Origin of the sequence: Methylobacterium soli (assembly GCF_008806385.1) — a bacterium.
Classification (GTDB): domain Bacteria; phylum Pseudomonadota; class Alphaproteobacteria; order Rhizobiales; family Beijerinckiaceae; genus Methylobacterium; species Methylobacterium soli.
Genome location: NZ_VZZK01000018.1, coordinates 85,333 through 111,134, shown reverse-complemented (window position 1 = coordinate 111,134; position 25,802 = coordinate 85,333). Strand labels below are relative to the sequence as shown.

Below are 25,802 nucleotides of genomic sequence, written 5' to 3'. Positions count from 1 at the left end.
TGCCCCGCGGCGGCGGCCCTCGTGCGCAGGCCGGCGCTTTGCCATATAGCGGTCCCCACACGGGACCGGTCCGCGACCCTCCGGCGGGCGGATCCCCGACAGGCAGAACCTCGACACCCATGAGCGGATTGGCCCACAGACGGTTCCTGAAGATGCACGGCGCGGGCAACGCGATCGTGGTGCTCGACCTGCGCGGCACGCCCATCGTGGTGACGCCCGAGGACGCGCGCGCCATCGCGGCTGATCCCCACTCCGCCTTCGATCAGCTCATGGTGCTCCACGATCCCGTGAGCCCGCGCACCGACGCGTTCCTGCGCATCTACAACACCGACGGCTCGGAATCGGGGGCCTGCGGCAACGGCACCCGCTGCGTCGCCTTCGCGATGTTCGACGACCCCGCCATGGCGCGCCCCGCCGAGAGCGGACGCCTCGTCCTCGAGACCAAGGCCAGCCTCGTCGAGGTGCAGCGGGTGGCCGACCGCTCCTTCACGGTGGATATGGGCCGGCCGCGCCTCGCCTGGGACGAGATCCCCCTGCGCGACCCCTTTCCGGACACCCGGCGGATCGAGCTCCAGATCGGCCCGATCGACGACCCGATCCTGCACTCGCCCGGCGCCGTCAGCATGGGCAACCCGCACGCGGTGTTCTTCACCGAGCAGGACCCCGACGCCTACGATCTCGCGCGGATCGGCCCGATGCTGGAGAACCACCCGGTCTTCCCGGAGCGGGCCAATATCTCGGTCGCCCAGGTGACCGGACGGGAGACGATCAAGCTCCGGGTCTGGGAGCGCGGCGCCGGGTTGACGCTCGCCTGCGGCACCGCCGCCTGCGCCACCGTGGTGGCGGCCTCGCGGCTGCGGATGATCGGTCGGGGCGCGACTGTCAGCCTGCCGGGGGGTGACCTCGTGATCGAGTGGCGGGCGGACGACCACGTGCTGATGACGGGGCCGGTCTTCCTCGAGGGCGAAGGCACGTTCGCGCCGGAACTCTTCATGAACGATTCCGCATGAGCGTCGAGACGCTGACCTTCGGGTGCCGCCTCAACACCGTCGAATCCGAGGTGATGCGCGCGGCGGCTCAGGAATCCGGCGCGGCCGGCGATCGCATCATCGTGAACACCTGCGCGGTCACCGCCGAGGCAGGCCGCCAGGCCCGCAAGGCGATCCGCCGGGCGGCGCGCGAGCGGCCCGGGGCCGAGATCGTCGTGACGGGCTGCGGCGCCGAGGTCGAGACCGATCTCTACGCGGCGATGCCCGAGGTCGCCCGCCTCGTCGGCAACGGCGACAAGCTGCGGCCGGAGGCCTGGGCGGCGCCGCCCGAGGCCGGGCGGGCCGGCACCGGCGCGATCATGGCCGAGCAGGCGGCCGAGCCGACCCGGATCGCGGGCCTGAGCGGGCATACCCGAGCCTTCGTGCCGGTCCAGAACGGCTGCGACCATCGCTGCACCTTCTGCGTCATCCCGTTCGGCCGGGGCCGGTCGCGCTCGGTGCCGGTGGCGGCCGTGGTCGAGCAGGTCGCCCGCATCGTCGCCCATGGCGGGCGCGAGGTGGTCCTCACCGGCGTCGACCTCACCGCCTATGGCCGCGACCTGCCGGAGGGCCCGAGCCTCGGGCGCCTCGCCCGGGCGATCCTGTCCGGCGTGCCGGACCTCGCGCGGCTGCGCCTGTCCTCGATCGATTCGATCGAGGCGGACGACGACCTCCTGGAGGCGATCGCCGCGGAGCGCCGGCTGATGCCGCATCTCCACCTGTCGCTGCAGGCGGGGGACGACCTGATCCTGAAGCGGATGCGGCGGCGCCACGGGCGGGCCGACGCGATCGGCTTCTGCGAGAGCGTGCGGCGCCTGCGCCCCGGCACGGTTTTCGGCGCCGACCTGATCGCGGGTTTTCCGACCGAGACGGAGGCCCAGTTCGCCCGCTCCCTGGACCTCGTGGCGGAATGCGGGCTGACCCATCTCCACGTCTTTCCCTACTCACCCCGGCCCGGCACGCCCGCCGCCCGGATGCCGCCGGTCGCCCCCGAGATCGTGCGCGAGCGCGCCGCCCGCCTTCGCGCGGCGGGGGAGGCGGCCTTCGCGCGCCATCTCGCGGGCGAGGTCGGGCAGCGGCACCGCGTGCTGGCCGAGCGGGGCGGGACCGGACGGACCGAGGCCTTCACGCCGGTGCGCCTCGCGGCCGAGCCGGGGGAGATCCGCGAGGTCCGCATCGTGGGCCATGACGGGCAGGCTCTGCTGGCCGAGGCGGTCTCGGCAAGCCCGCGCGGCGCCTGAGCGAAGCCCAGATCCGCCATCCCGAAGGGATCAACCGGATTGGGTCGGAGAGCCTGAGGCTAGGCCGGCCAGCCGCAGGCCGCGAGCCCGGCCCGCATATGCGCCGGCACCGGCGCCTCGGCCCGCACGGGCGGCTTCTTCGGGTAGAGCGGCAGGCTGAGGGCCCGGGCGTGGAGCTGCAGGCCCGGGCCGCCGGAGCGGGGCGCGCGGCCGTAGATCGCGTCCCCGACGATCGGGAAGCCCATCGCGGCGCAGTGGACGCGCAGCTGGTGGGTGCGCCCGGTCACGGGTTTCAGTTCGAGCCAGGCGGTGCCGCGGCCGGGCCCGCGGCCGAGCACCCGGACCTCCGTCAAGGCCGGGTCGCCGGCCGGGTCCGCCTTCATCCACCAGCTGCGGGGGTCGTCCGAGCGGCGGGCGAGGGGGAGGTCGATGCGGCTCCCTTCCCCCTCGGGGCCGCCCTCCACCAGGGCCCAGTAGGTCTTCTCGGCGGCCGCGGTGGAGAAGAGGCAGTTCAGGCGCGCAAGCGCCTTGGCGTGGCGCCCGAGCGCGAGGCAGCCCGACGTGTCGCGGTCCAGGCGATGGACGGCCTCGGGCCGCCGGGGCAGGCCGAAGCGCAGGGCGTCGAGATGGTCGGTCAGGGTCTCGCCGCCCTTGGGCCCCGGATGCACCGGCAGCCCCGCCGGCTTGTCGATGACGAGCAGCAGGGCATCGCGGTAGAGCAGCCGGGCCCCTATGTCTGGCAGGAGCGTCGGTCGGTCGATCGTCGGTGGAACGGGCATGCGGGTCGGCTAAAGCATCCGGACACGAAGCGACACTCGGGTCGCGGAGAAAATCGATGCGCCCCGAACGGGGTGAGCCCGCATGCGGGAGCAAGGACGCGATGAGTCAAGACGAGAAGCCGGGCTGGTTCGGCCGCCTGTTCGGGCGCAAGGCAGGTCCGGCCCCGGACGAGGCGGAGACGCCGCCCACTGAGATGCCGGCGGCCGAGGCCGCAGAGGTGCCGGCAGAGGCGGCGCCGGCGTCGGAAGCGCCGGATGAGGCATCATCGGCTCCGGCATCGCCGGCTCCGGCATCGCCGGCTCCGGCATCGCCGGCAGAGGGGCAGCCGGATTTCGCCACCGGCGCCGACGACGTGGCGCATGTGCCGCTGCCGGCCTCCGAGCCCGCCCCGGCGGATCCGGACCGCAACAGCGTCCCGGACGAGATCGAGGGCGCGGATCTGCAGCCGATCGCGGGGAAGACGGAGCGCCCGCCCGCCGGCACCGCCGGCGACGCGCCCGCGCGCGGCGCCGAGCCCGCCGACACGACGTCCCGCGCCTTCGCGCCCACGCCGAGCGCCGTTGGAGGCACGCCCGCCTCCGGGTTCGGCCAAGCGGAGCCCGGGACGGCCTCGGCCCTGGCGGCACCGGCCGCGGCGCCCGATCCCGACATCCAGCCCATCGACACCGCGGCGGCCCTCGCGTCGGACGCGGCCAAGGATTCCGCCCTCCCGGAGCCGGGCAAACGCGGCTGGTGGGGGCGCCTGACGGAGGGGATGAAGCGCACCTCCACCTCCCTGTCGGACCGCGTCACGGGGCTGTTCACCAAGCGCAAGCTCGACGCGACGACCCTGGAGGATCTGGAGGATGCCCTGATCCAGGCCGATTTCGGCCTCGAGACCGCGACGCGGATCTCGGACGCCGTCGGCAAGGGCCGCTACGAGAAGGGCATCTCGCCGGACGCGGTGCGGGCGATCCTTGCCACCGAGGTGGAGCGGGCCCTCGATCCCGTCGCGGTCCCGCTCCGGGTCGATAGGGACAAGCGGCCCTTCGTGATCCTGATGGTGGGGGTGAACGGCGCCGGCAAGACCACCACGATCGGCAAGCTCGCCCTCAAGCTGCGGGCCGAGGGCCGCAGCGTGATGCTGGCGGCGGGCGACACCTTCCGGGCCGCCGCGGTCGAGCAGCTCAAGGTCTGGGGCGAGCGCACCGGCACCCCGGTGATCACCCGGCCGCAAGGGTCGGACGCGGCCGGCCTCGCCTTCGATGCCCTGCAGGAGGCCAAGCGCCAGGGCAGCGACGTGCTCCTGATCGACACGGCCGGCCGCCTGCAGAACAAGGCCGGGTTGATGGCCGAGCTCGAGAAGATCGTGCGCGTCCTGGCGAAGCTCGACCCGGAGGCGCCCCACGCGACGCTTCTCGTTCTCGACGCCACGGTCGGCCAGAACGCGCTCAGCCAGGTGGAGCTGTTCGCGCAGGCGGCCCCCGTCAGCGGCCTCGTGATGACGAAGCTCGACGGCACCGCGCGCGGCGGCATCCTGGTGGCGCTCGCGGCGAAATTCGGCCTGCCGGTGCACTTCATCGGGGTCGGCGAGGGCGTCGAGGATCTCGAGCCCTTCGCGGCCCGCGACTTCGCCCGGGCCATCGCGGGGCTGGAGAAGGACTGAGCCGTCGATCCGACGCGCGCTCAGACGGGCGCCCGCGCCACGTCGGTGCGGGCGAAATCCTCGCCCTTGAACAGCAGGGGCGCGCCGAGCGAGGCCGCGAGGGCATAGGCAAAGCAATCGCCGAAGTTGAGGCCAGCGGGGTGGCGCCCCTTGCCGTACCGCGCGAAGGCATCCGCCGCGCGGCGCGCGAGGGCGTGGTCGACGGGAATGACCGCGATCGACTCCCGCAGGAGCCATTCGTCGAGGTCGTCGCGCCCGCCCAGGCGTCGGCCTCCGACGATCGCGCATTCCAGGTAGGTTCCCGCGGCCATCACGCGCTGCCTGCCGGTGCGGATCGCGCGGCTCCAACTCTCGGCATCCGGCTCCTGGAACAGGATCGCGACGAAGACCGATGTGTCGATGACGAGCAGGCCGCTCACGCGGGCAGGCCGTTCTCGTCATAGGCCAGCACATCATCGACGGGGCGCGGATCGGTGATCGGCCGCGCCGTCCATCGTTCGTGGAGGGTCCGACCCGATGCGACGGCCTCGCTCATCTCGCGCTCGATCCGCTCGCGTTCGCGCTGGAGTAGGTCGAGCAGGAGATCCGGCTCGGATCGCCGCGTGAGCGCGGTCAACTCCGAGAGAAGCGCCTCCGCCTCCTCGTTCTCGATGGTGATGGACATCGCGCACCCCCGGTCGATACAGACGCAGGAAAATCCTACAGTGCCGGCCCTGACGAGGCTAGGACTCACCCCCTCTCGGACGCTGCGAACGCATGCTCATCGAACCCGTTCCTCCCCGTCGCCACCTCGCGCCCCTGCCCAAGCTCGCGCTGGAACTCGGGCCGCTGGTTCTGTTCTTCCTCGGCAACGCCTACGCGGAGCGGTTCGGCGTGAGCGCCGACCAGAAGCTGTTCGTGGCGACCGGGCTGTTCATCGCCGCCACCGTGATCGCGCTGACGATCCACTACGCGCTGGTGCGGCGGCTTCCGATCATGCCGCTGGTCTCCGGCGTGGTGGTGGTGGTGTTCGGCGGCCTGACCCTGTTCCTGCAGGACAAGACCTTCATCATGGTCAAGCCCACCATCGTGAACACCCTGTTCGGCCTCGTGCTCCTCGGCGGGCTCGCCTTCGGCAAGTCGCTGCTCTCGGTCGTTCTCGACAGCATGTTCACCCTGACCGAGGAGGGCTGGCGCAAGCTCACCTTCCGGTGGGGCCTGTTCTTCCTGGCGCTCGCCGCCCTGAACGAGGTGGTCTGGCGCACGCAGACGGAGGATTTCTGGGTGAACTTCAAGGTCTTCGGCATCATGCCGCTGACGGTGCTGTTCGCCCTCGCCCAGACGCCGCTCCTGTCGCGCTACGAGCGCAAGGCGCCGGAGGAGGTGGATCCGGCCAAGGCCTGACCCGGGCCGGCTCGGGCCGGTCGACGCGAGGCCGGCGCCCCCGGACCCGCCTCAGCGGCTCGCGGCCGTCTCGCTCCTGCGCGCGACGGCGCGGATCCGGGCGAGGACGTCGGCGTAGTTCTCCGGGGTGAGGATGCCCACGAGCTTGTCGCGGATCACCCCGTCGGGCCCGATGATGAAGGTCTCGGGCACGCCGTAAACCCCGAATTCGATGCCGACGCGCCCGGTCGCGTCGAGGCCGATCGCCGAGAACGGAATGCCGTTCCGGGCCAGGAACCGGCGGCCGTTCTCGGGCGCGTCCTTGTAGTCGACGCCGACGAGGCGCAGCCCCGGCTCCTTGGCGAGCCGCATCAGCATCGGGTGCTCGACCTGGCAGGGAGCGCACCACGAAGCCCAGAAATTCACCACCGTGACGCCGCCCGCGAGGTCCCGGCTCGACAGGCCGGGCAGGGGACGGCCCTCAGCCTCGAGGCCCGGCACGCCGGACAGGTCGAAGGCCGGGACCGGCTTGCCGATCATCGCCGAGGGGAGCGCCGCCGGATCGACGCCCGAGCGCAGGCGCAGGAAGAACAGGCCGGCCAGGACCGCGAAGGCGATGAGCGGCACGATCAGCAGGAGGGAGCGGCGGACCGGCTCCGGGGGCCTGTCCTCCGGATCCGCAGGGGACATGGGCGCCGTCACGGGCGGTCTCCGGCGCGCTCGCCCGCCTGGAGCTCGGTCAGCGCCCGCTTCTGCGCCCGCTGGTCGCGGACCGCGTTGAGGATCAGGCCGCCGAGGACCAGGGCCGTGAAGGCGTAGGACCCGAGGATGAAGCCGGTATGAGGTTCGAGATCCATCGCGTCCGCCTCAGAGCGCCTGGCCGAGGGGCACGGCCCCGACCCGCGCCGGCGCGACCGCGACGGCGCCGGCATCGAGGCGCTCCGCCTCCCGGATCGTCAGGGTGCGCACGCGGCGGCGCAGGATCTCGGTGCGCATCGTGTAGAGGTGCAGCGTGACGCCTGTGAGCGTCGCGGCGGCGATCATGGTGAGCAGCGGGTAGAGCATCGAGGAATCGATGGTGGAGCCGCCCATGCGCAGGATCGAGGCCGGCTGATGCAGGGTGGACCACCAGTTCACCGAGAACTTGATGATCGGCAGGTTGATGGCGCCCACGAGGGTGAGGATCGCGACCGCGCGGGCGGCCCGGTTCGGGTCCTCCATGGTGCGCCACAGGGCCATGATGCCGCAATAGATCAGGAACAGGATCAGCATCGAGGTCAGGCGCGCGTCCCAGACCCAGTAGGTCCCCCACATCGGCTTGCCCCAGAGCGAGCCGGTGACGAGGCAGATCAGCGTGAAGGCCGCGCCGATCGGGGCGGCGGCGCGCTGGGCCACGTCCGCCAGCGGATGGCGCCAGACCAGGGTGCCGATGGCCGAGAGCGCCATCGAGCCGTAGAAGAACACCCCGAGCCAGGCCGCCGGCACGTGGATGAACATGATCCGCACCGTCTCGCCCTGCTGATAATCGGGCGGGGCGACGAACCACGACAGGTAGAGGCCGAGCGCGAGGCCCGCGGCGGAGAGGCCGGCGAGCCAGGGCAACAGCGCGCCCGACCAGCGCATGAAGTGGCCCGGATTGGAGAGGCGTGTCCACATGGTGCCCCGCTTTAGCGCGGGGTGCGGTGCAGCGGCAATGCGGGCGAGGGGCGCAGGCGGGCGTCATCGACGCGCCCCGCACGCAAGCGTGATCGGCCGGCGCCCTATTCCGACCAGCGCAGGGCGGCGGCGGCGGCGGCCGTGCCGACCACCGCGGCGATGAGGCTGAGCCCGGCCAGCACCATCAGGGGCGTCGCGAACGGGACCGTGCCGGCCGTGGCCGATTGGGCGGCCGAGACCCCGAAGATCAGGGTCGGGATCATCAGGGGCACGACCAGGACCGCCAGGATCAGGCCGCCGCGGCGGATCGAGGCGGTGAGCGCCGCGCCCACGGCGCCCACGAAGGTGAGGGCCGGGGTGCCGACCAGGAGGGTGAGGGCGGTCCCGGCCATCGCGGTCCCGTCGAGGGCGACGAGGAGGCCGAAGAGCGGCGAGGCGAGCGCCAGGGGCAGGCCGGTGGTGAGCCAATGCGCCGTGACCTTGGCCAGGACCACGCATTCGAGGGGTACGGGCGCCCCCGTCATCAGATCGAGGGAGCCGTCCTCCTCGTCGGCCTGGAACAGGCGGTCGAGCCCGATCAGGGTCGACAGCACCGCCGAGAGCCAGAGGATGGCCGGGCCGATCCGCGACAGCAGGTTGAGGTCGGGCCCGAGCGCGAAGGGCACCAGGGCGACGATCATCAGGAAGAACACGAGGGAGAGCGCCCCCGAGCCGCCGACCCGGGCCGCCAGGACGAGGTCGCGGGCGACGAGGGCCCGGATCGTGCCGATCACGCCCAATCCTCCAGCCCTGGGCCGGACGCGACCGGGGCGTCGCCGGGGCGCGGGACGCGGGGCGCGTCCGGCTCCGGGCGCTCGATGCGCAGCTCCCGGGCCTCGTCGAGGCCGAGCGCCTGGTGCGTCGCCGCGACGACGAGGCCGCCGGCCTCGCGGTGGCGCGCCATCAGGCCGGCGAGCACGCCCTGCGCGGCGAGGTCGAGGGCGGCCGTCGGCTCGTCGAGGAGCCAGAGCGGCCGGCGGCAGACGAGGAGGCGGGCGAGCGCCACGCGACGGCGCTGCCCGGCCGAGAGATAGGACACGGGCAGCCGCAGCGCGTGGGCGAGGCCGAGTTCGGCCAGAGCCTCGCGGGGCGCGAGGGCGGGATCGCCCAGGAGGTCGCGGGCGAAGGCCAGGTTCTCCTCCGCCGTGAGCGCGCCCTTGAGCCCGTCCCGGTGCCCGACCACGTGCAGGCATTCGGGCAGGCTCGCCTCGCCGACATCGGCCACCGCGAGCGTCCCGGCCTCGGGCTTGAGGCGACCGGCGAGGACCGCGAGCAGCGTCGACTTGCCGGCCCCGTTGCGCCCCGTGACCATCAGGGCCTCCCCGGGCCCGAGCCCGAAGGACAGCCCCGAGAAGATGCGGCGCCCGGAGCGGCGCACGGCGAGGTTGGTGACGGTGAGCCGCACGGGTTGGCCTGAGACGGGATGCACCTGAGCCGTCCCGGACCCGCTCCCGGGAGGCGGTGCCCTCATACGGCGCGCCGGCGCCAGCGTCTACGCAAGCCCGGCGCGCCGTATGAGGGCACCGCCGCCGGACACCCGCGCGCAGCTGTCATCCGCACCCGGTAGCGGCGAGTTTCGAACTGTTCTATACGGGCCCCAGGCTGCGCCGCGCGACCCATCGGGCGTCCAATTCGCCCCTCGCGCATCATCCTGCCCGGGCACCCCCGGGGCGGCGCGCGCCGGCAACGGCGCGAGATCAGCCGAACACGAGTTTCGTGGCGCAGGTTATGCCTGCGCGTGTTCGACAAACGCCAGCGAGGATCAGACTAGCCGTGGCATCGCTCGACAGCTTCAAGTCCCGCCAGACCCTGACGGTCGGCGACAGGACCTACACCTACTACTCCATCCCGGAGGCCGAGAAGAACGGCCTCTCCGATGCGGCCGCCCTGCCGTTCTCCATGAAGGTGCTCCTGGAGAACCTGCTGCGCTACGAGGATGACCGCTCGGTCAAGAAGGGCGACATCGACGCCACCGTCGCCTGGCTCGGCAACCGCGGCAAGACCGAGACCGAGATCGCCTTCCGGCCCTCGCGCGTGCTGATGCAGGACTTCACCGGCGTGCCGGCGGTGGTCGATCTCGCGGCCATGCGCGACGCCATGGTGGCGCTCGGCGGCGACCCGCAGAAGATCAACCCGCTGGTGCCGGTCGATCTCGTGATCGACCACTCGGTCATCGTCGACGAGTTCGGCACCCCGAAGGCGCTGGCCGACAACGTGGCCCTCGAATACGAGCGCAACGGCGAGCGCTACACCTTCCTGAAATGGGGCCAGTCGGCCTTCGACAACTTCTCGGTGGTGCCGCCCGGCACCGGCATCTGCCACCAGGTGAACCTCGAATTCCTATCGCAGACCGTGTGGACCAAGTCCGAGGACGGGACGGACCTCGCCTATCCGGACAGCCTGGTGGGCACCGATTCGCACACCACCATGGTCAACGGCCTCGCGGTGCTCGGCTGGGGCGTCGGCGGCATCGAGGCCGAGGCCGCGATGCTCGGTCAGCCCCTCTCGATGCTGATCCCGGAGGTCGTCGGCTTCAAGCTCTCGGGCAAGCTGCCCGAGGGCACCACGGCCACCGACCTCGTCCTCACCGTCACGCAGATGCTGCGCAAGAAGGGCGTGGTGGGCAAGTTCGTAGAGTTCTACGGCCCCGGCCTCGACGACATGGCGGTGGCCGACCGGGCCACCATCTCGAACATGGCCCCCGAATACGGCGCCACCTGCGGCTTCTTCCCGGTCGACCGCAAGACCATCGACTTCCTGACGGTCACGGGCCGCTCGGACGCGCGCATCGCGCTGGTCGAGGCCTACGCCCGGGCGCAGGGCATGTGGCGCGATGCCGACACGCCCGACCCCGTCTTCACCGACACGCTCGAGCTCGACATGGGCGACGTGCGCCCCTCGCTCGCCGGCCCGAAGCGCCCGCAGGACCGGGTTCTCCTCGACGGCGCCAAGCCCGGCTTCGCCCAGTCCATGGAGACCGAGTTCCGCAAGGCCGCCGACCTGCCCAAGCGCTACCCGGTCGAGGGCGCGAATTTCGACATCGGCCACGGCGACGTGGTGATCGCCGCGATCACGAGCTGCACCAACACCTCGAACCCGAGCGTGATGATCGGCGCCGGGCTTCTGGCCCGCAACGCGGTCGCCCGCGGCCTGCGCTCGAAGCCCTGGGTCAAGACCTCGCTGGCGCCGGGGAGCCAGGTGGTGGCCGAGTACCTGGAGAGCGCCGGCCTGCAAAAGCCGCTCGATGCGCTCGGCTTCAACCTCGTGGGCTTCGGCTGCACCACCTGCATCGGCAATTCCGGCCCGCTACCGGCGCCGATCTCGAAGGCGATCAACGACAACGACGTGGTGGCGGCGGCCGTCCTCTCGGGTAACCGCAACTTCGAGGGCCGGGTGAATCCCGACGTGCGGGCGAACTACCTCGCCTCGCCGCCGCTGGTCGTCGCCTACGCGCTCGCCGGCTCGATGCAGATCGACATCACCACCGAGCCGCTTGGCACCGACCCGGACGGCAAGCCCGTCTACCTCGCCGACATCTGGCCCTCCTCCGCCGAGGTCCAGGAATTCATCGAGCGCAACATCACCTCGCAGCTCTTCAAGTCGCGCTACGCCGACGTGTTCGGCGGCGACCATTACTGGAAGGCCGTCGAGGTGACGGAGGCCGAGACCTTCGCGTGGGATTCCACCTCCACCTACGTGCAGAACCCGCCCTATTTCGAGGGCATGCAGAAGGAGCCGGCACCGGTCACCGACGTGGTCGACGCCCGCATCCTCGGGCTCTTCCTCGACTCGATCACCACCGACCACATCTCGCCCGCCGGCAACATCCGGGCGGCCTCGCCGGCCGGCGCCTACCTGCAATCGCATCAGGTCCGGGTGCAGGACTTCAACCAGTACGGCACGCGCCGGGGCAACCACGAAGTCATGATGCGGGGCACCTTCGCCAATATCCGCATCAAGAACCAGATGGTCCGCGACGCGGGCGGCAACGTGGTCGAGGGCGGCTGGACCCTGTTCCAGCCCTCCGGCGAGCGGATGTACATCTACGACGCCGCGCAGAAATACGCCGAGACCGGCACGCCGCTCGTCGTCTTCGCCGGCAAGGAATACGGCACCGGCTCGTCGCGCGACTGGGCGGCCAAGGGCACCAAGCTGCTCGGCGTCCGCGCCGTGGTGGCGGAGAGCTTCGAGCGCATCCACCGCTCGAATCTCGTCGGCATGGGCGTGGTGCCGCTGGTCTTCCAGGGCGAGACGAGCTGGGCCTCCCTCGGCCTCAAGGGCGACGAGACCGTCACGATCAAGGGGCTCGCGGGCGAGCTGAAGCCGCGCCAGACCCTGATCGCCCAGATCACCGCGGCGGATGGCTCGACGCAGGAGGTACCGCTGACCTGCCGCATCGACACCCTCGACGAGCTCGAATATTTCCGCAACGGCGGCATCCTGCCCTACGTGCTGCGCTCCCTCGCGGCCTGAGGCGCCCCCGGCCCGCACGGCGCGGGTCAGCCCGCCCGAGATCGAACGGCCGCGCCCCGCGCGGCCGTTCCGATTCCTAAGGGACACTTAAGACGGTTGCGCATCAATTTGTTGCGCGCAACCCTGGTTTGCGGGCTCCGGCGCGCCATCTCCCCGGCTGGTTCAACCCGGGAGATCTCCATGTCACGTATCACCACGGTCCTGGCGGCCGCCGGCCTGCTGGCCCTGACCGGCGCGGCCTCGGCGGCGGCGCAGCTCGAGCGCGTGCGCGGCACGATCGACAGCGCCGACGCGAACACGGTCACGATCAAGACCGACGAGGGCAAGTCCGCGACGGTGCAGCTTGGCGGAGCCGGCGTGGTCTCGGTGGTGAAGTCGAGCCTCGACGCGATCAAGGACGGCGTCTTCATCGGCACCGCCACCAAGGGCGAGAACCCGCCGACCGCCCTCGAGGTCGTGATCTTCCCCGAATCCATGCGCGGCACCGGCGAGGGACACTACGCCTGGGACGCGATCACCGACCACACGGCGGCCGGCGGCGCCAAGGTGAAGAGCGCCATGACCAACGGCACCGTGAAGGCGGAATCCGCCGCGGGTCCGAAGGTGAAGAGCGCCATGACCAACGGGACGGTCGCCAAGACGAGCGGCGCGTCCGGCGAGAAGATGCTCACGGTGACCTACGACAAGGACGGCGCGAAGCAGATCGCGGTGCCGCCGCAGGCGCCGATCGTGGCCTTCGAGCCCGCCGACAAGGCGGTCCTCAAGCCCGGCGCCAAGGTTTTCGCCGTGGTGACGCGGGACGGCGAGACGCTCGCCGGCAAGCTCGTCGCGGTCGGCAAGGACGGCCTGACGCCGCCCATGTGAGATCGGCCGACATGGTGAGAGCGGTCGAGATGTGAGATCGGCCGATCGGCGGGCCGGGCGCGGATGCGTGCCCGGCCCCGCTCACGCCGCGTGCTCGGACCTGTCCTCGGCCGGGTTCTCGGTGAATTCCCGCCACAGCAGCATCAGGGCCGCCATCACGGCGGGCCCGAGGAACAGGCCCAGGAGCCCGAAGGTCTCGACGCCGCCCAGGATGCCGAGCAGCACCCACAGGAAGGGCAGCTTCGTGGTGCCGCCGATGAGCGCCGGGCGCACGAAATGGTCGGCCACGAAGGTGACGACGAGGCCCGCCGCGACGACCACGATGGCGGGCATTACCGATCCGCCCGCCAGCAGGACCAGCGCGGCGATCCCGAAGACCAGGGGCGCCCCGAACGGGATCATCGCGGCGATCGCCGTCAGCGCCCCGAGCAGGACGGGGTGCGGCACGCCCGCGAAGTAATACACCACCCCGAGCAGGACGCCCTCGCCGAGACCGACAAGGACGAGGCCGTCGACGGTGCCGTGGATCGAGGCCACCATCTGCCGCGCCACCCGCTCGCCGCGCGGGCCGAACAGCCTGTTGCAGGCGACGAGCACCTGGCTCGCAACCGCGCGGCCGTCGCGGAACAGGAAGAACAGGGCCACGAGGGTGAAGCCGAACAGGACGGCCCGGCGCACCACCTCGCGGCCGAAATTGCGCGACAGCCCGATCACCGAGGAATTGTCCAGCCGGTGCAGCAGCGCGGAGCCGGCCTCCGGATGGCTCAGGTTCTCAGTCCACCAGGCGGTGGCCTGGGCCGCGCCGAAGGGCAGGCGCTGCAGGACGTCCGGCACCGGGATGCCGTTGGTCTCGGCCGAGCGCAGGAAATCCAGGACGTCATGCGCCTCGCGCCCCGCCTGCACGCCGAGCACCACCAGGGGGGCGAGGAAGACCAGCGCGACGACGAGCGTGGCGAGGGCCGGCAGCAGGATGTTGTGGCCGCTCGGCGGCCAGCGCCGCTCGGCCCGGGCATAGAGCGGCCCGAGCGCGATGGCGAGGATCACCGCCCAGACGAGGGCGGGCAGGAATCCGTGCAGGATCCAGAGGCCGAGCAGCGCCAGCGCCAGCACGAGGGCGACGCGGGCGGCGCCCTGGGAGCGGGCCCGAGCTCCCTCATCCCGCGGCCCGGGATCGTTCGCCGCGCGCAATGTCCGATCCATCACCGAGCTTCTCCGAAGGGGGCCGCCCGGCATTCGGCCGGCCCCGCCCCGCACGCATCTAGGGCGCAACCGCGCCCTGCAAGGCCGCCCGCGCGGGACGGCGCCCCGGAGGAGCGCGGATCGGAGCGGGGCGCGGGGCGGCGGGGCGGCGCGCGGAGGCCGGTTCGCGCGCCTGTCTCAGCAAGGTTGCCGGGCCGGACCCCCTCGTGTAGAGGTCGCGGCCCATGAGGGGCCGCCGCGCGGCCCCCTGATGCGCGCATGATCCCGGGGGGCGCCGGGCCGCTTGCGCCCGGCGCGGGGCGTGTTCCCGCCCGGCGACGTCTTCAGGAACACGGCGAGAACGCATGTCTGACCAGCCCATCACCGGCACGAGCGCGACCTTCGACCGGGTCGCCGACATCATCGCGGACACCGCCGACATCCCGCGCGACAAGATCACGCCCGAGAGCCACGCCATCGACGATCTCGGCATCGATTCGCTGGCCTTCCTCGACATCGCCTTCGCGGTCGACAAGGCCTTCGGCATCAAGCTGCCGCTGGAGCGGTGGACCCAGGAGGTCAACGAGGGCAAGGTGCCGGCCGAGGAATACTTCGTGCTGAAGAACCTCTGCGCGCGCATCGACGGCCTGGTGGCCGAGAAGGCCAAGGCCTGAGCGCCGCGATCCGTTCGCCTTTTCCTCCGCGCACCGAACCCGCCCCATGCGCCTCGAATATTTCGAGATGATCGATCAGGTCGTGCATCTCGATCGGGCCGCCGGCCGGATCGAGGCGCTGGCCGTGGTGCCGGATGCGAGCCCGGTCTTCGAGGGGCACTTCCCCGGCCACCCGCTGGTGCCGGGCGTGCTCCTCGCCGAGACCATGGCGCAGGCCTCCGGATACCTCGTCCTGGCCCATCTCGGATTTGCCCAGATGCCCTTCCTGATGGCGGTCGACAAGGCGCGCTTCCGGTCCTTCGTGGGCCCGGGCGCCACTCTCAACGTGGCGGCGAGCCTGGAGCATGACGGCTCGGGCTACGCCGTGACCAAGGCGACGATCCGGCACGCGGGCAAGCTCCTGGCCGATGCCGAGCTGCGCTTCCGCACCATGCCGTTCCCGGACGGGCTCGACGCGCCGATGCGCGCCCGGGCCCGCGCGATCGGCCTCCCGATGGAGGACGCGGGCGGGGTGGCGCCGTGAGCGGGCGCGACGTCGTCGTCACGGGCATCGGCCTCGTCTCCTGCGCGGGCGAGGGCCTCGGCCCGCATCTTGCGGCTTTGGCCGCGAACGCGCCGCCGCGCATCGACGCGCAGACCTACGCGCCCTATCCGGTGCACCCGGCGCCCGCGCTCGCCTGGGACGGGCAGATTCCGAAGAAATCCGACCAGCGCCAGATGGAGGCGTGGCAGCGCCTCGGCGTCTACGCGGCGGGGCTCGCCCTCGATTCCGCGGGCTGCAAGGACGACGCGGCCTTCAAGGCCAATCTCCACCTCGTCGTCGCGGCGGGCGGGGGCGAGCGCGACTACGCGGTCGACGGCGCGATCCTGACGGGCCTGCGCGACGCGGCCGATCCCGGCGCCTACCTCAACGAGCGCCTGCAGAACGACCTCCGCCCGACCCTGTTCCTGGCGCAGCTCTCGAACCTGCTCGCGGGCAACATCGCCATCGTGCACGGCGTTACGGGGGCGTCCCGCACCTTCATGGGCGAGGAATCGGCGGGCGTCGACGCCCTGCGGATCGCCCAGGCGCGCATCGCCTCGAACCAGATCGACGCGATGCTGGTCGGCGGCTCCTACAGCGCCGAGCGGCCGGACGTGATGGTCATCCACGAGATGGGCGGCTTCCTGCAGACGCCCGATTTCCGGCCCGTCTTCGAGCGGGCGGGCGAGGGCGGCTTCATCCTCGGCAGCTGCGCGGCCTTCCTGGTGCTGGAGGCGGCCGAGGCCGCACGCGCCCGCGGCGCCCGCGCGCTCGCCCGCCTCGGGCCGGTGGCCAGCGACCGGACCCGGCGCGAGCCCGGCAGCGTGGGGGCGAGCCTCGCGGCCCTGTGGCACCGCGCCGGCCTCCGGCATCCGGATGCCGTGATCTCGGGCGCGACCGGCGTCGCGCCGATCACCGCCGAGGAGCGGGAGCGCCTCGGCGGCCTCGCGCCCGACGCGCCCGTGACGGCGCTCGGCGATCTCATCGGCCACGGCCTCGAGGTCGCGGCGCCCTTCGGCGCCGCGCTCGCGGCCGGCCTCGTGGCCGAGACCGGGCTCACCGAGGTCGCGGTCACGACAATCGGCCACCGGCGCGGCGAGGGCGTGCTGCGGCTCAGCGCGGCCTGAAGCGGCAGAGCGGCCGACGCGGAAGCAGTGTAAGACGACGCCATGACACGAGATCCCCACCGCGACGCGCGCGATTCGGATGCCCAGGGACGGCCCCTCGTCGCCGTGACCGGGATGGGCATCGTCACCTCCCTCGGCCAGGGCCAGGAGGCGAACTGGGCGGCGCTCACCGCCGGGCGCTCCGGGATCCACGCCATCGCGCGCTTCCCCACCGAGGGGCTGCGCACCACCATCGCGGGCACGGTCGATTTCCTCGCGGCCGAGCCGATGGTCGCCCCGGCCCTGTCCGAGCGCTTCGCCGCCACCGCCGCCGAGGAGGCGATCACCCAGGCGGGGATCGGCCATGCGGGCGATTTCCCGGGGGCGCTCTTCATCGCCGTGCCCCCCGTCGAGATGGAATGGCCCCAGCGCCAGGCGCTGGCCGAGGCCTCGGGCGAGACCACGGCCGTGACCTATGCGGGGCTGCAGCGGGCGGCCGCGACCCGGCGCTTCGACCCCTGGCACGACCTCTTCATCTTCGGCACCGTGGCCGACCGCATCGCCGACCGCTTCGGCACCAAGGGCTCGCCGATCTCGCTCTCGACCGCCTGCTCGTCGGGCGCCACCGCGATCCAGCTCGGCGTCGAGGCGATCCGGCGCGGCGAGATGAGCGCCGCCCTCTGCATCGGCACCGACGGCTCGGTGAACCCCGAATCGCTGATCCGGTTCTCGCTCCTCTCCGCCCTCTCGACCCAGAACGCCGTGCCGGAGGCGGCCTCGAAGCCGTTCTCGAAGAACCGCGACGGCTTCGTCATGGGGGAGGGCGCGGCGGCCCTGGTCCTCGAGGATGCCGCCGCCGCGAGAGCCCGTGGCGCCACGATCCTCGGCTACGTGCTCGGCTGCGGCGAGAAGGGCGACGGGTTCCACCGCACCCGGTCGAGCCCGGACGGCGCCCCGATCATCGCGGCGATCCAGGCCGCCCTCGACGATGCCGGCCTCGGGCCGGAGCGGATCGACACCATCAACGCGCACGGCACCTCGACGCCGGAGAACGACAAGATGGAGGCGCTCGGCTGCATGGCGGTGTTCGGCCCGCGCATGGGGCAGCTGCCGATCTCCTCCAACAAGTCGATGATCGGCCACACGCTCACGGCCGCCGGCGCGATCGAGGCCGTGGTCTCGCTCCTGACGATCCGGCACGGGCGCATCCCGCCGACGATCAACTACGCGGTGCCCGACCCGGCGATCCCCCTCGACGTGGTGGCGGACGCCCGCGACGCGCGGGTGGAGCGGGTCCTGTCGAACTCCTTCGGGTTCGGCGGCCAGAACACCTGCCTGGTCCTGGGCTCCGAACCCGCATGAGCGCCGCCCCCGCGCAGCGCGCCGCCGGCCGCGTCCTCGTCACCGGCGGCGCCACCGGCCTCGGCGCCGCCATCGTGCGGGCGCTCTGCGGGGCCGGCCACGACGTCCTCTTCACCTATCGCTCCTCGGCCGGGAAGGCCGAGGCGCTGAGGGCCGAGCTGGCCGAGGCGCATCCAGGGCGCCGGATCGAGAGCCGGGCCCTCGACCTCGCCGACCGCGCGGCCCTGACGGCCTTCTGCGAGGGCCTGGAGGGCGAGACCTGGCACGGCCTCGTCCACAATGCCGGCCAATCCTACGACGCGCTGGCCGCCATGCTGTCCCAGGACCGGGGCGAGGCGGCCATGCAGGTCAATTTCTGGTCGCTGACCCAGATCGCCAAGGCGATGGTGCGCGGCATGATCCGGGCGCGCAGCGGGCGCATCGTGGCGATCGGCTCGGTGGCGGCCCTGCAGGCCAATGCCGGCAACGCCGCCTACGCGGCGAGCAAGGGCGCCCTGATCGCCTATTGCCGGACCCTCGCGATCGAGTCGGCCAAGCGCGGCGTCACCGTCAACGTGATCGCGCCGGGCTTCATCGACACCGAGATGATGGCCCCCTACGCCGCCCACCGCGACGGCATGGAGCGCCAGATCCCGGCCGGGCGCTTCGCCGAACCCGACGAGGTCGCGGCGCTCGCGGCCTTCCTGATGGGGCCGGGGGCGTCCTACATCACCGGGGCGGTCCTGCCCGTCGATGGCGGCCTCACCGCCATGATGGGCGTGCACCGCAGCTGAGCCGGTCCATGCGCCTGCCCTTCGGCCTCATCCCCCTTCCGGTCCTCATCCTCTCGGCCCTCCCGCTCGCCGGGCCGGCGCTCGCCGACCAGGAGGCGTTCCGGGTCGATGGGCTCGGCCGGGGCGAGAGCCTCAGCATCCGCGAGGAGCCGGATGCCGGCGCGGCCGTCATCGGGGAAATCCCGGTCGGCCGCCGCGTGCTCGGCTTCGGCTGCACCAACGACACCCCGAGCCGCACCACCTGGTGCCGGGTCAAGTTCGGCCGCGCCCTCGGCTGGGCCCGGCGGCGCTATCTCGCGCCGGAATGACCTCCGGGTTGATGCGCGGGGGCGCCCTGGTATGACGGCCGCCAGATCCGCCCGGCTCCGGAGGGCGCGGACGCGCCTCCGCCTTAAAAGCCGCATCCGCGCCCCCGGCCCCCACAGGAACAGCCCATGCAAGCCCTCCAGCTCTTCGGCGACCGCGACCTGCGCCTGACCGAGGTCGAGGCGCCGCCCGCACCCGGGCCCGGCGAGGTGCGGGTGCGGGTGCGGGCGGTCGGGCTCAACTTCATCGACGTCTGGGGCTTTCGCGGCATGGCCTTCGCCAAGCGCCGGCTGCCGCTCACCGTCGGGGCCGAGGCGGCGGGCGAGGTCGTGGAGGTCGGGGCGGGCGTCGAGGGCCTCGCGGCCGGCGACCGGGTCGCCCTCTACGGGGCCCAAACCTGCGGCCGGTGCCGGGCCTGCCGCGAGGGGCGCGACAACCTCTGCGAGGAGGTCGCCGGCGTGATGGGCTTCCACATCGACGGCTTCGCCCGCGAGATCGTGACCATGCCGGCCCGCCTCGTGGTGCGGGTGCCGGACGGCGTCAGCTTCACGGACGCCGCCTGCGCGCCGGTCGCCTTCGGGACGGTGCAGCACATGCTGTTCGACAATGCGCGCCTCGAGCCCGGCGAGAGCATCCTGGTCCATGCCGGCGGCTCAGGGATCGGCACCGCCGCGATCAAGATGGCCAAGGCCATCGGCTGCACAATCTTCACCACGGTCGGCGACGACGAGAAGGGCGCCAAGGCCGCCGCCCTCGGGGCGGACCACGTCATCAATTACCGCGACGAGCGCTTCGAGGGGGAGGTGCGCCGGCTGACCAAGCGCAAGGGCGTCGACGTGGTGTTCGAGCATGTCGGCCCCGACACCTGGAACGGCTCGCTGCTCTGCCTCAAGCGCGGCGGGCGCCTCGTGACCTGCGGCTCGACCTCCGGGGTTTCCACGACGATGAACCTGATGCAGCTATTCCAGCAACAGTACCGCATCACGGGGTCGTTCGGCTGCTCGATCCGCAACATCCGCGATTCGCTGGGCAAGATGGCGGAGGGATTGGTGCCGGTCGTCGACACGGTTTATCCCCTGGCCGACTTCGCGAAAGGCCTGGAGCGGCTCGAATCCCGCAAGGTCTTCGGCAAGATCCTCGTGACGCTCTGAGCCCATCTCCCCAGTGACACGGAAATGATCTAAGCGGATAGGCCTCCGGCATGGCCGGGACGCCCCCTCCCAGAGAACCCCGTTGCTGCGCCTTGCCCTGATCCTGAAACGGAACCTGCCCCGGCTGGCGGGCTTCGCCATGATCCCGCTGATCCGCGGGCTCTTCCTCCTCGCCCGCGCCCTCGGGCCCGAGCGGGCGAGCCATCTCGGCGGCGCCCTGTTCCGCGCCCTCGGCCCCCGGCTCCCGGCCCACCGCACCGCGATCGCGAATCTGCGGGCCGCCTTCCCCGAGCGGAGCGAGGCCGAGATCGGGGCCATCGCCCGCGAGGCCTGGGACAATCTCGGCCGCACGGGCGCGGAATACGCCCACCTCGCCACCCTGTTCGACTACGACCCGGCGGTCGCCGCGACCCAGCGCATGGAGGTCGAGGGGATCGACCATTTCGACGCCCTGCGCGACGACGGCCGACCCGGCCTCGTCTTCTCCGCCCACCTCGCCAACTGGGAGTTGCCCGCGATCTGCGCGGCGAAGTTCGGGCTCGAGACGACCGCGGTGTTCCGCCCCCCGAACAACCCGGCCGCCGCGCGCCTCGTCCAGGAGGTGCGGCGCGAGACCATGGGGGGCCTCGCGGCCGCCGGTCCGGGGGCCGCCTTCGCCATGCAGGGGGTGGTGGAGCGCGGCGGCCATCTCGGGCAGCTCATCGACCAGCATTTCACCCGCGGCGTCGTGGTGACGTTCTTCGGCCAGCCCTGCCTCGCCAACCCGCTTCTCGCCAAGCTCGCCCGCCACTACGATTGTCCGGTCCACGGCGCCCGGGTGGTCCGGCGCCCGGGGGTGCGCTTCCGCCTGGAGCTGAGCCCGCCCCTGGACCTGCCGCGGGACGCCAGCGGCGCCATCGACGTGCAGGGCGCCATGCAGGCGATGACCGCCGAGGTCGAGGCCTGGGTGCGGGAGAATCCGGGCCAGTGGCTGTGGATGCACCGGCGCTGGCGCCCGGCCATGCTGCCGAAGCCGAAGGGGGCGGATCAGCCCGGGACACCCGTGGAGGCCGCTCAAGGCAACGTGAAGTCGGTTGCGCCCGCCCGTGCGTTCTCATGACATGACGTCGGACGCTCCTCGGCCCCGCGCCCGCCTCGCGGCGTTCCTGATCGGCCTGGGCCCGGCCCTCCTTCCATCCGCCTGCCCCGCCGCGGCCGCCGAGCCGCTGCGCGCGGTGGTCGAGCTCTTCACGAGCCAGGGCTGCGCCGTCTGCCCGCCGGCCGACCAGATGCTCGGCGAATTGGCCCGGCGCCCCGGGATCCTGGCCCTCACCTTCCCGGTCACCTACTGGGATTATCTCGGCTGGAAGGACACCCTCGCCCTGGCGCCGTTCAGCGAGCGGCAGCGGGCCTATGCCAGCGCCCGTGGCGAGCGGCAGGTCTACACCCCGCAGGCGGTGGTCAATGGCGGCGCGGTGGCGGTCGCCTCCGACCGGCCCAACGTCGAGCGGATCCTGCGCGAGGCGCGGGCGCTCAACATCCTGCGGGTGCCGGTGGCGAGCGAGGAGCACGGCGAGCGCATCGTGGTGGAGATCGGCGCCGATGCCGATCCGGCCGCCCGGGGCGAGGTCTGGCTGATCCCGGTCCTGCGCAACCGGCCGGTCTCGGTCGAGCGCGGCGAGAACAAGGGCCGGGTCGTCGTCTACGTCAACGTCGCGCGCGGCCTCCACCGCCTCGGCACCTGGACCGGCCAGCCGGCACGGTTCGAGGCTCTCCGGAGCGCCGCCCGGATCGGCGAGGCGGATACCTATGTCATCGTGGTCCAGAGCGCTGCCGGCGGGCGCCCGGGCCGGATCTGGGGTGCCGCGAAGGGACCGGGGCTCTAGGGAGCCGCGCGGCAGAGCCCCGGCTCACGGATGGAAATGGCCGGCGCGCGGGCGTCAGACCCACTCGCCCCGGCGCATCACCGGCACGGCGCGCCCATCGGCCGCGAGGCCGTCGACGTCGATCTCGGCCGAGCCGATCATCCAGTCGATATGGATCAGGCTGCGGTTGGCGCCGCGCTCGGCGAGGTCGGCCTCGCTGAAATCGGCGCCGCCGTTGCGGAAGCACTTGCTGTAGGCCTGGCCGAGGGCGATGTGGCTCGCCGCGTTCTCGTCGTAGAGGGTGTTGTAGAACAGGAGCCCGGAGGCCGAGATCGCCGAGGAGGCCGGCACCAGGGCGACCTCGCCGAGGCGGCGGGCGCCCGCATCGGTGTCGAGGACCCGGGCCAGGACGTCGGCGCCGGTGCGCGCCGTGGCTTCGACGATCCGTCCCCCTTCGAAGCGCACCCGGATGCCGTCGATCAGGGTGCCCTGGTAGGAGAGGGGCTTCGTGCTTGTCACGGAGCCGTCCACCCGCGCCTTGTGGGGCGTGGTGAAGACCTCCTCGGTGGGGATGTTGGCGTTGCAGAGGATGCCGGAGCGCGAGGTCGAGGCGCCGCCGCACCATTCGTGGTCGTCGGCGAGGCCCACCGTCAGGTCGGTGCCGGGGCCGCGGAAGCGCAGCGCGGCGAAATTCTGGTCGTTGAGCCAGACGGTGCGGGCGTGGAGGTCCGCGTTGTGGCGCTCCCAGGCCGCGATCGGGTCCGGCCCGTCGACCCGGGAGGCCGCGAAGATCGCGTCCCAGAGCCTGGCCACGGCCTCGTCCTCGGCGAGGTCCGGGAAGACCGTGCGGGCCCAGGCGGGCGTCGCGGCCGACACGATGGTCCAGTTGGTGGCGAAGTTGGCGATGAGTTCGAGGGCCGGCACGTAGGCCTTGGAACGGGCGCGGTTCGCCCGCGCGACCTTGTCGGAATCCTGGCCCGCCAGCAGCGAGGGATCGTCGCCGCTGATGGCGAGCCGCGCCGCGCCGGCGCGGAACGCCTCGGCCATGCCCCCGTAGAGCCAGCCGGCGGCCGTGTCGAAGGCCGAATCCGGCGCGTGGGCGAAGCGCGCGAGGGTCGCGGCGTCATCGCCGAACAGGGTGGTGACCAGGGAGGCGCCGGCCTTGTAGGCCTGGACCGTGATGGCCCGGGCGAGCGGCACCGCGTCGAGGGGCGCCGTCATCACGAGTTCCTGGCCCGGGCGCAGGTTCAGCCCGACCCGCACCGCGACCTCGGCCAGGCGGTCGAGACGCTCCGCGAAGGGCAGGTCGGCGGGCTTCAGGGTCATCGGAGCCGTCATGGGGGCCAAACCTCGCGTACCGGGCCGATCTCACGCACGAGATCAGGAGCAAGATCGGTGCGAGACCGGCCGTTTCAAGCGGCGCGCGACCAGGTGATCTCGCCGAGATTCTCCCGGAAGGCGAAGCGCATCAGGTGATCGGAGACCACGTTCTCCAGGCGGGTGAGGCCGGCCGGGTCCGCCGTCACGACGCGCATCAGAAGAGCATCCGGCTCCGCCTCGAAGGTGCAGACCCGGTCCTCGCCGAACGGCACCGTGCCGTGCTCCGGCGTGTTCTCGACCGGGAACTTGTGGCTCCAGTGGCGGCAGAGCTGCTGCAGGTAGCGGCTGGCCTCGGCGGTCTGGACGCGGGCCTGTGAGGTGGGCATGGAATCGTCTCCTTGTCTCGATCACGCGTGCGATTCGTCGGAGCGGCAGCTCATGCGGGCGGCGTGCCATCCGTCCCGCATCGGGGCCGGCGCGAGCACGGGCCGCGAGGATTTGGCGAAAGCCGTTAAGGTCTCGATAACGCACATCGATGCGCCCCTGGCCCGGAAATCCCGACCGCTCCACGGTGCCGGGCAATCACGCCCGGCCTGTCTCGGTCGCCTATCCTGACCCTGTTTTGTGCATTGCACAATACCCTTCCGGCCAACGGAGCGGCCCGTCCCCGATCCGGTCTCCGCCCTGTGGATGGGCGGCGCCTCGCCGTCCCGCACGCTCTCGAAACCGTAATCCTGCGCCCCGAGAGCTGCATCCTGAAATGTGCGCCCCGAGATCTGCACTTGATGCGGGATCTAACGCGGCCGGGGCCGGTCGCGTTGCATCGCACCCGTGTCAGGGCAGGCCGGGCGCCTGCGCGGCGGCCTCGCCGGGCAGCACCTTGCCCGGGTTGAGGAGGTCGGCCGGGTCGAGGGCGGCCTTGAGGCGGCGCATCAGGTCGAGGCCGACCGGATCGCCGTAATGCTGCAGCGCGTCACGTTTGATCAGGCCGATGCCGTGCTCGGCCGCGATCGAGCCGTCGAGGCGCACGACGATGTCGTGCACGATTGCGTTGAAGCGGCCCCATTCCGCCAGGAAGGCATCCCGGTCCATGTCGACGGGCTGGCTCAGGTTGAAGTGGATGTTGCCGTCCCCGAAATGCCCGAACGCGCAGGGCCGCAGGCCCGGCATCGCGGCAAGGCACGCGGCGGTCGCCTCCTCGAGGAAATCCGCCAAGCGCGCGAGGGGCACCGAGACGTCGTGCTTGATCGAGCCGCCCTCGCGCCTCTGGGCCTCGGAGAGATCCTCGCGCAGGGCCCAGAGGGCGGCGTTCTGCGCCTCGCTCGCCCCGATCGTGGCATCCTGGGCGGTGCCGTCCGCCAGGGCCGCGGCCAGGGACGCCGCCAGCGCCGCCTCCATCCCGGCCTCGGGCTGCAGGCTCGAGAACTCCACGAGCGCGTAGGTGTCGTGGGGCTCGGCGAGCGGGGATCGGGCGCCGGGCCGATGGGCCAGGACGAGGTCGAGGCCGAAGCGCGGCATCACCTCGAAGGCGGTCAGGCTCGGGCCGGCGGCGCGCCGCATCCGCGCGAACAGGGCGAGCGCGGCGCGGGGCGAGGCGAGGCCGACGAAGCCGACCGCCCGCGAGAGCGGCTTGGGGAACAGCTTCAGGGTCGCGGCCGTGATGATCCCGAGGGTGCCCTCCGACCCGACGAAGAGGTGCTTGAGGTCGTAGCCGGCGTTGTTCTTGCGCAGGCCCTTCAGGCCGTTCCAGATCCGCCCGTCGGCCAGCACCACCTCGAGGCCGAGCACGAGGTCGCGGGCATTGCCGTAGGCGAGGACGGCGGTGCCGCCCGCGTTGGTGGCGAGGTTGCCCCCGATGGTGCAGGAGCCCTCCGAGGCGAGCGAGAGGGGAAACAGGAACCCCGCCGCCGCCGCGGCCGCCTGCACCTCCGCCAGGATCGCGCCGGCCTCCACCGTGAGGGTCGCGCCGACGGGATCGAGGGCGCGGATGCCGGACAGGCGCGCGAGCGAGAGCACGATCCCGCCCCGCGGCACGCCGCCGCCGACGAGCCCGGTATTGCCGCCCTGCGCCACGATCGGCACGCCCGACGCCGCGCAGGCCCCGACCGTGAAGGCGACCTCGGCGGTGTCGGCCGGCCGCACCACCGCCGAGGCCGTGCCGCGATAGAGCCCGCGGGTCTCGACGAGATGGGGCGCGAGCGCCGCCGGCTCGGTGAGGACCTGCGCGGCGCCGAGGCGCGCGCGCAGGGCCGACAGGAGGGCGTCGGGGACGGGGGCGGGCTCGGTCATGCGTCCTGCGTGGGTCCCTGGCGAAAAGTCGGATCTTGGCGAAAAGTCGGATCTTGGGCGGCCCGTGGATAGCAAAGCCGTGCGGGCGGGTGGGATGGCGCCGACCGTCGCATCCGCTAGATACCAGACGGGCCGGATCCGTGCAGGGCGGCGCGCGCCGAGGCAGGCGCCAGGCCCCAGAGGTCGA

At 72.4% G+C, this 25,802-nt stretch carries 27 protein-coding genes; 15 read left to right on the top strand and 12 right to left on the bottom strand.

The features are described from left to right. Positions 1–119: 119 nt before the first annotated feature. Complete coding sequence (gene dapF, locus F6X53_RS17750; protein ID WP_151001522.1) at positions 120–1,010, top strand: diaminopimelate epimerase; 891 nt, start codon at positions 120–122, stop codon at positions 1,008–1,010. Further along, on the top strand, positions 1,007–2,269 hold the full coding sequence (gene mtaB / locus F6X53_RS17745; RefSeq protein ID WP_151001521.1) for a tRNA (N(6)-L-threonylcarbamoyladenosine(37)-C(2))-methylthiotransferase MtaB: 1,263 nt from the start codon (positions 1,007–1,009) through the stop codon (positions 2,267–2,269). Before dapF ends, mtaB begins: the two co-directional genes overlap by 4 nt. 59 nt (positions 2,270–2,328) lie before the next feature. Here mtaB and F6X53_RS17740 read toward each other — a convergent pair whose 3' ends face one another. Then, positions 2,329–3,048 carry an RluA family pseudouridine synthase gene (locus tag F6X53_RS17740; protein ID WP_151001520.1) on the bottom strand — a complete coding sequence of 240 codons (720 nt, stop codon included), beginning with the start codon at positions 3,046–3,048 and terminating at the stop codon, positions 2,329–2,331. Positions 3,049–3,149: 101 nt separating this feature from the next. Here F6X53_RS17740 and ftsY point away from each other — a divergent pair, with 101 nt between their 5' ends. Further along, positions 3,150–4,694 carry a signal recognition particle-docking protein FtsY gene (gene ftsY / locus F6X53_RS17735; protein WP_151001519.1) on the top strand — a complete coding sequence of 515 codons (1,545 nt, stop codon included), beginning with the start codon at positions 3,150–3,152 and terminating at the stop codon, positions 4,692–4,694. Between the two features lie 20 nt (positions 4,695–4,714). On the opposite strand, the gene F6X53_RS17730 is transcribed toward ftsY, so the two are convergent. Both F6X53_RS17730 and F6X53_RS17725 read right to left on the bottom strand, forming a co-directional pair. Next, on the bottom strand, positions 4,715–5,113 hold the full coding sequence (locus F6X53_RS17730; RefSeq protein WP_238297937.1) for a type II toxin-antitoxin system VapC family toxin: 399 nt from the start codon (positions 5,111–5,113) through the stop codon (positions 4,715–4,717). Continuing rightward, positions 5,110–5,358 carry a type II toxin-antitoxin system VapB family antitoxin gene (locus tag F6X53_RS17725; protein ID WP_151001518.1) on the bottom strand — a complete coding sequence of 83 codons (249 nt, stop codon included), beginning with the start codon at positions 5,356–5,358 and terminating at the stop codon, positions 5,110–5,112. The genes F6X53_RS17730 and F6X53_RS17725 overlap by 4 nt, the downstream gene beginning before the upstream one ends. A gap of 92 nt (positions 5,359–5,450) precedes the next feature. Here F6X53_RS17725 and F6X53_RS17720 point away from each other — a divergent pair, with 92 nt between their 5' ends. After that, a complete protein-coding gene (locus F6X53_RS17720; RefSeq protein WP_151001517.1) occupies positions 5,451–6,077 on the top strand; it encodes a septation protein A in 627 nt (208 codons plus the stop codon). 51 nt (positions 6,078–6,128) lie between these two features. Here F6X53_RS17720 and F6X53_RS17715 read toward each other — a convergent pair whose 3' ends face one another. The 5 genes from F6X53_RS17715 to ccmA all read right to left on the bottom strand — a co-directional run bounded on the left by F6X53_RS17715 (position 6,129) and on the right by ccmA (position 9,156). Further along, positions 6,129–6,746: a DsbE family thiol:disulfide interchange protein gene (locus tag F6X53_RS17715; RefSeq protein WP_151001537.1), complete on the bottom strand. Its 618-nt coding sequence runs from the start codon at positions 6,744–6,746 to the stop codon at positions 6,129–6,131. A gap of 8 nt (positions 6,747–6,754) precedes the next feature. Then, positions 6,755–6,913 carry a heme exporter protein CcmD gene (gene ccmD, locus F6X53_RS17710; protein ID WP_151001516.1) on the bottom strand — a complete coding sequence of 53 codons (159 nt, stop codon included), beginning with the start codon at positions 6,911–6,913 and terminating at the stop codon, positions 6,755–6,757. A gap of 10 nt (positions 6,914–6,923) precedes the next feature. After that, positions 6,924–7,712 (bottom strand): heme ABC transporter permease, encoded by a 789-nt coding sequence (locus F6X53_RS17705; protein WP_151001515.1) that lies wholly within the window; start codon positions 7,710–7,712, stop codon positions 6,924–6,926. Between the two features lie 104 nt (positions 7,713–7,816). Further along, on the bottom strand, positions 7,817–8,491 hold the full coding sequence (ccmB, locus tag F6X53_RS17700; protein WP_191970884.1) for a heme exporter protein CcmB: 675 nt from the start codon (positions 8,489–8,491) through the stop codon (positions 7,817–7,819). Beyond that, positions 8,482–9,156: a heme ABC exporter ATP-binding protein CcmA gene (ccmA, locus tag F6X53_RS17695; protein ID WP_151001536.1), complete on the bottom strand. Its 675-nt coding sequence runs from the start codon at positions 9,154–9,156 to the stop codon at positions 8,482–8,484. Before ccmA ends, ccmB begins: the two co-directional genes overlap by 10 nt. Positions 9,157–9,524: 368 nt before the next feature. Between ccmA and acnA the strand changes: the two genes are divergently transcribed. Together acnA and F6X53_RS17685 are read left to right on the top strand one after the other, a co-directional pair. Then, positions 9,525–12,224: an aconitate hydratase AcnA gene (acnA, locus tag F6X53_RS17690; RefSeq protein WP_151001513.1), complete on the top strand. Its 2,700-nt coding sequence runs from the start codon at positions 9,525–9,527 to the stop codon at positions 12,222–12,224. Positions 12,225–12,404: 180 nt separating this feature from the next. Next, positions 12,405–13,088, top strand: a complete 684-nt coding sequence (locus tag F6X53_RS17685; protein ID WP_151001512.1) for a metal ABC transporter permease — start codon at positions 12,405–12,407, stop codon at positions 13,086–13,088. Positions 13,089–13,169: 81 nt separating this feature from the next. Here the strand turns inward: F6X53_RS17685 and F6X53_RS17680 are convergent, their stop codons facing one another. Continuing rightward, a complete protein-coding gene (locus F6X53_RS17680; RefSeq protein WP_151001511.1) occupies positions 13,170–14,288 on the bottom strand; it encodes an AI-2E family transporter in 1,119 nt (372 codons plus the stop codon). A 344-nt stretch (positions 14,289–14,632) separates the two neighbouring features. Here F6X53_RS17680 and F6X53_RS17675 point away from each other — a divergent pair, with 344 nt between their 5' ends. From F6X53_RS17675 to F6X53_RS17635, 9 genes are all read left to right on the top strand, one after another. After that, a complete protein-coding gene (locus F6X53_RS17675; RefSeq protein ID WP_151001510.1) occupies positions 14,633–14,941 on the top strand; it encodes an acyl carrier protein in 309 nt (102 codons plus the stop codon). Between the two features lie 46 nt (positions 14,942–14,987). Beyond that, positions 14,988–15,464: a 3-hydroxyacyl-ACP dehydratase FabZ family protein gene (locus tag F6X53_RS17670; RefSeq protein ID WP_151001509.1), complete on the top strand. Its 477-nt coding sequence runs from the start codon at positions 14,988–14,990 to the stop codon at positions 15,462–15,464. Next, positions 15,461–16,591 carry a beta-ketoacyl-ACP synthase gene (locus tag F6X53_RS17665; protein WP_151001508.1) on the top strand — a complete coding sequence of 377 codons (1,131 nt, stop codon included), beginning with the start codon at positions 15,461–15,463 and terminating at the stop codon, positions 16,589–16,591. The genes F6X53_RS17670 and F6X53_RS17665 overlap by 4 nt, the downstream gene beginning before the upstream one ends. 42 nt (positions 16,592–16,633) lie before the next feature. Further along, positions 16,634–17,932: a beta-ketoacyl-ACP synthase gene (locus F6X53_RS17660; protein WP_151001507.1), complete on the top strand. Its 1,299-nt coding sequence runs from the start codon at positions 16,634–16,636 to the stop codon at positions 17,930–17,932. Beyond that, the gene (locus F6X53_RS17655) at positions 17,929–18,705 is read left to right on the top strand and encodes an SDR family NAD(P)-dependent oxidoreductase (protein ID WP_151001506.1); all 777 of its coding nucleotides are present in this window, start codon (positions 17,929–17,931) and stop codon (positions 18,703–18,705) included. Before F6X53_RS17660 ends, F6X53_RS17655 begins: the two co-directional genes overlap by 4 nt. Before the next feature lie 8 nt (positions 18,706–18,713). Further along, positions 18,714–19,013 (top strand): SH3 domain-containing protein, encoded by a 300-nt coding sequence (locus F6X53_RS17650; protein ID WP_151001505.1) that lies wholly within the window; start codon positions 18,714–18,716, stop codon positions 19,011–19,013. Positions 19,014–19,139: 126 nt separating this feature from the next. After that, the gene (locus F6X53_RS17645; protein WP_151001504.1) at positions 19,140–20,162 is read left to right on the top strand and encodes a zinc-binding dehydrogenase; all 1,023 of its coding nucleotides are present in this window, start codon (positions 19,140–19,142) and stop codon (positions 20,160–20,162) included. An 82-nt stretch (positions 20,163–20,244) separates the two neighbouring features. Beyond that, positions 20,245–21,261 carry a lipid A biosynthesis lauroyl acyltransferase gene (locus tag F6X53_RS17640; RefSeq protein WP_151001503.1) on the top strand — a complete coding sequence of 339 codons (1,017 nt, stop codon included), beginning with the start codon at positions 20,245–20,247 and terminating at the stop codon, positions 21,259–21,261. A 1-nt stretch (position 21,262) separates the two neighbouring features. Next, a complete protein-coding gene (locus F6X53_RS17635) occupies positions 21,263–22,027 on the top strand; it encodes a DUF1223 domain-containing protein (protein ID WP_151001502.1) in 765 nt (254 codons plus the stop codon). 54 nt (positions 22,028–22,081) lie between these two features. On the opposite strand, the gene F6X53_RS17630 is transcribed toward F6X53_RS17635, so the two are convergent. The 3 genes from F6X53_RS17630 to F6X53_RS17620 form a co-directional block, all read right to left on the bottom strand. Then, positions 22,082–23,344: an aminopeptidase gene (locus F6X53_RS17630; RefSeq protein WP_238296659.1), complete on the bottom strand. Its 1,263-nt coding sequence runs from the start codon at positions 23,342–23,344 to the stop codon at positions 22,082–22,084. Positions 23,345–23,418: 74 nt separating this feature from the next. Beyond that, on the bottom strand, positions 23,419–23,712 hold the full coding sequence (locus F6X53_RS17625; protein WP_151001501.1) for a DUF2218 domain-containing protein: 294 nt from the start codon (positions 23,710–23,712) through the stop codon (positions 23,419–23,421). A gap of 448 nt (positions 23,713–24,160) precedes the next feature. Continuing rightward, positions 24,161–25,615: an FAD-binding oxidoreductase gene (locus F6X53_RS17620; RefSeq protein WP_151001500.1), complete on the bottom strand. Its 1,455-nt coding sequence runs from the start codon at positions 25,613–25,615 to the stop codon at positions 24,161–24,163. Positions 25,616–25,802: the final 187 nt, after the last annotated feature.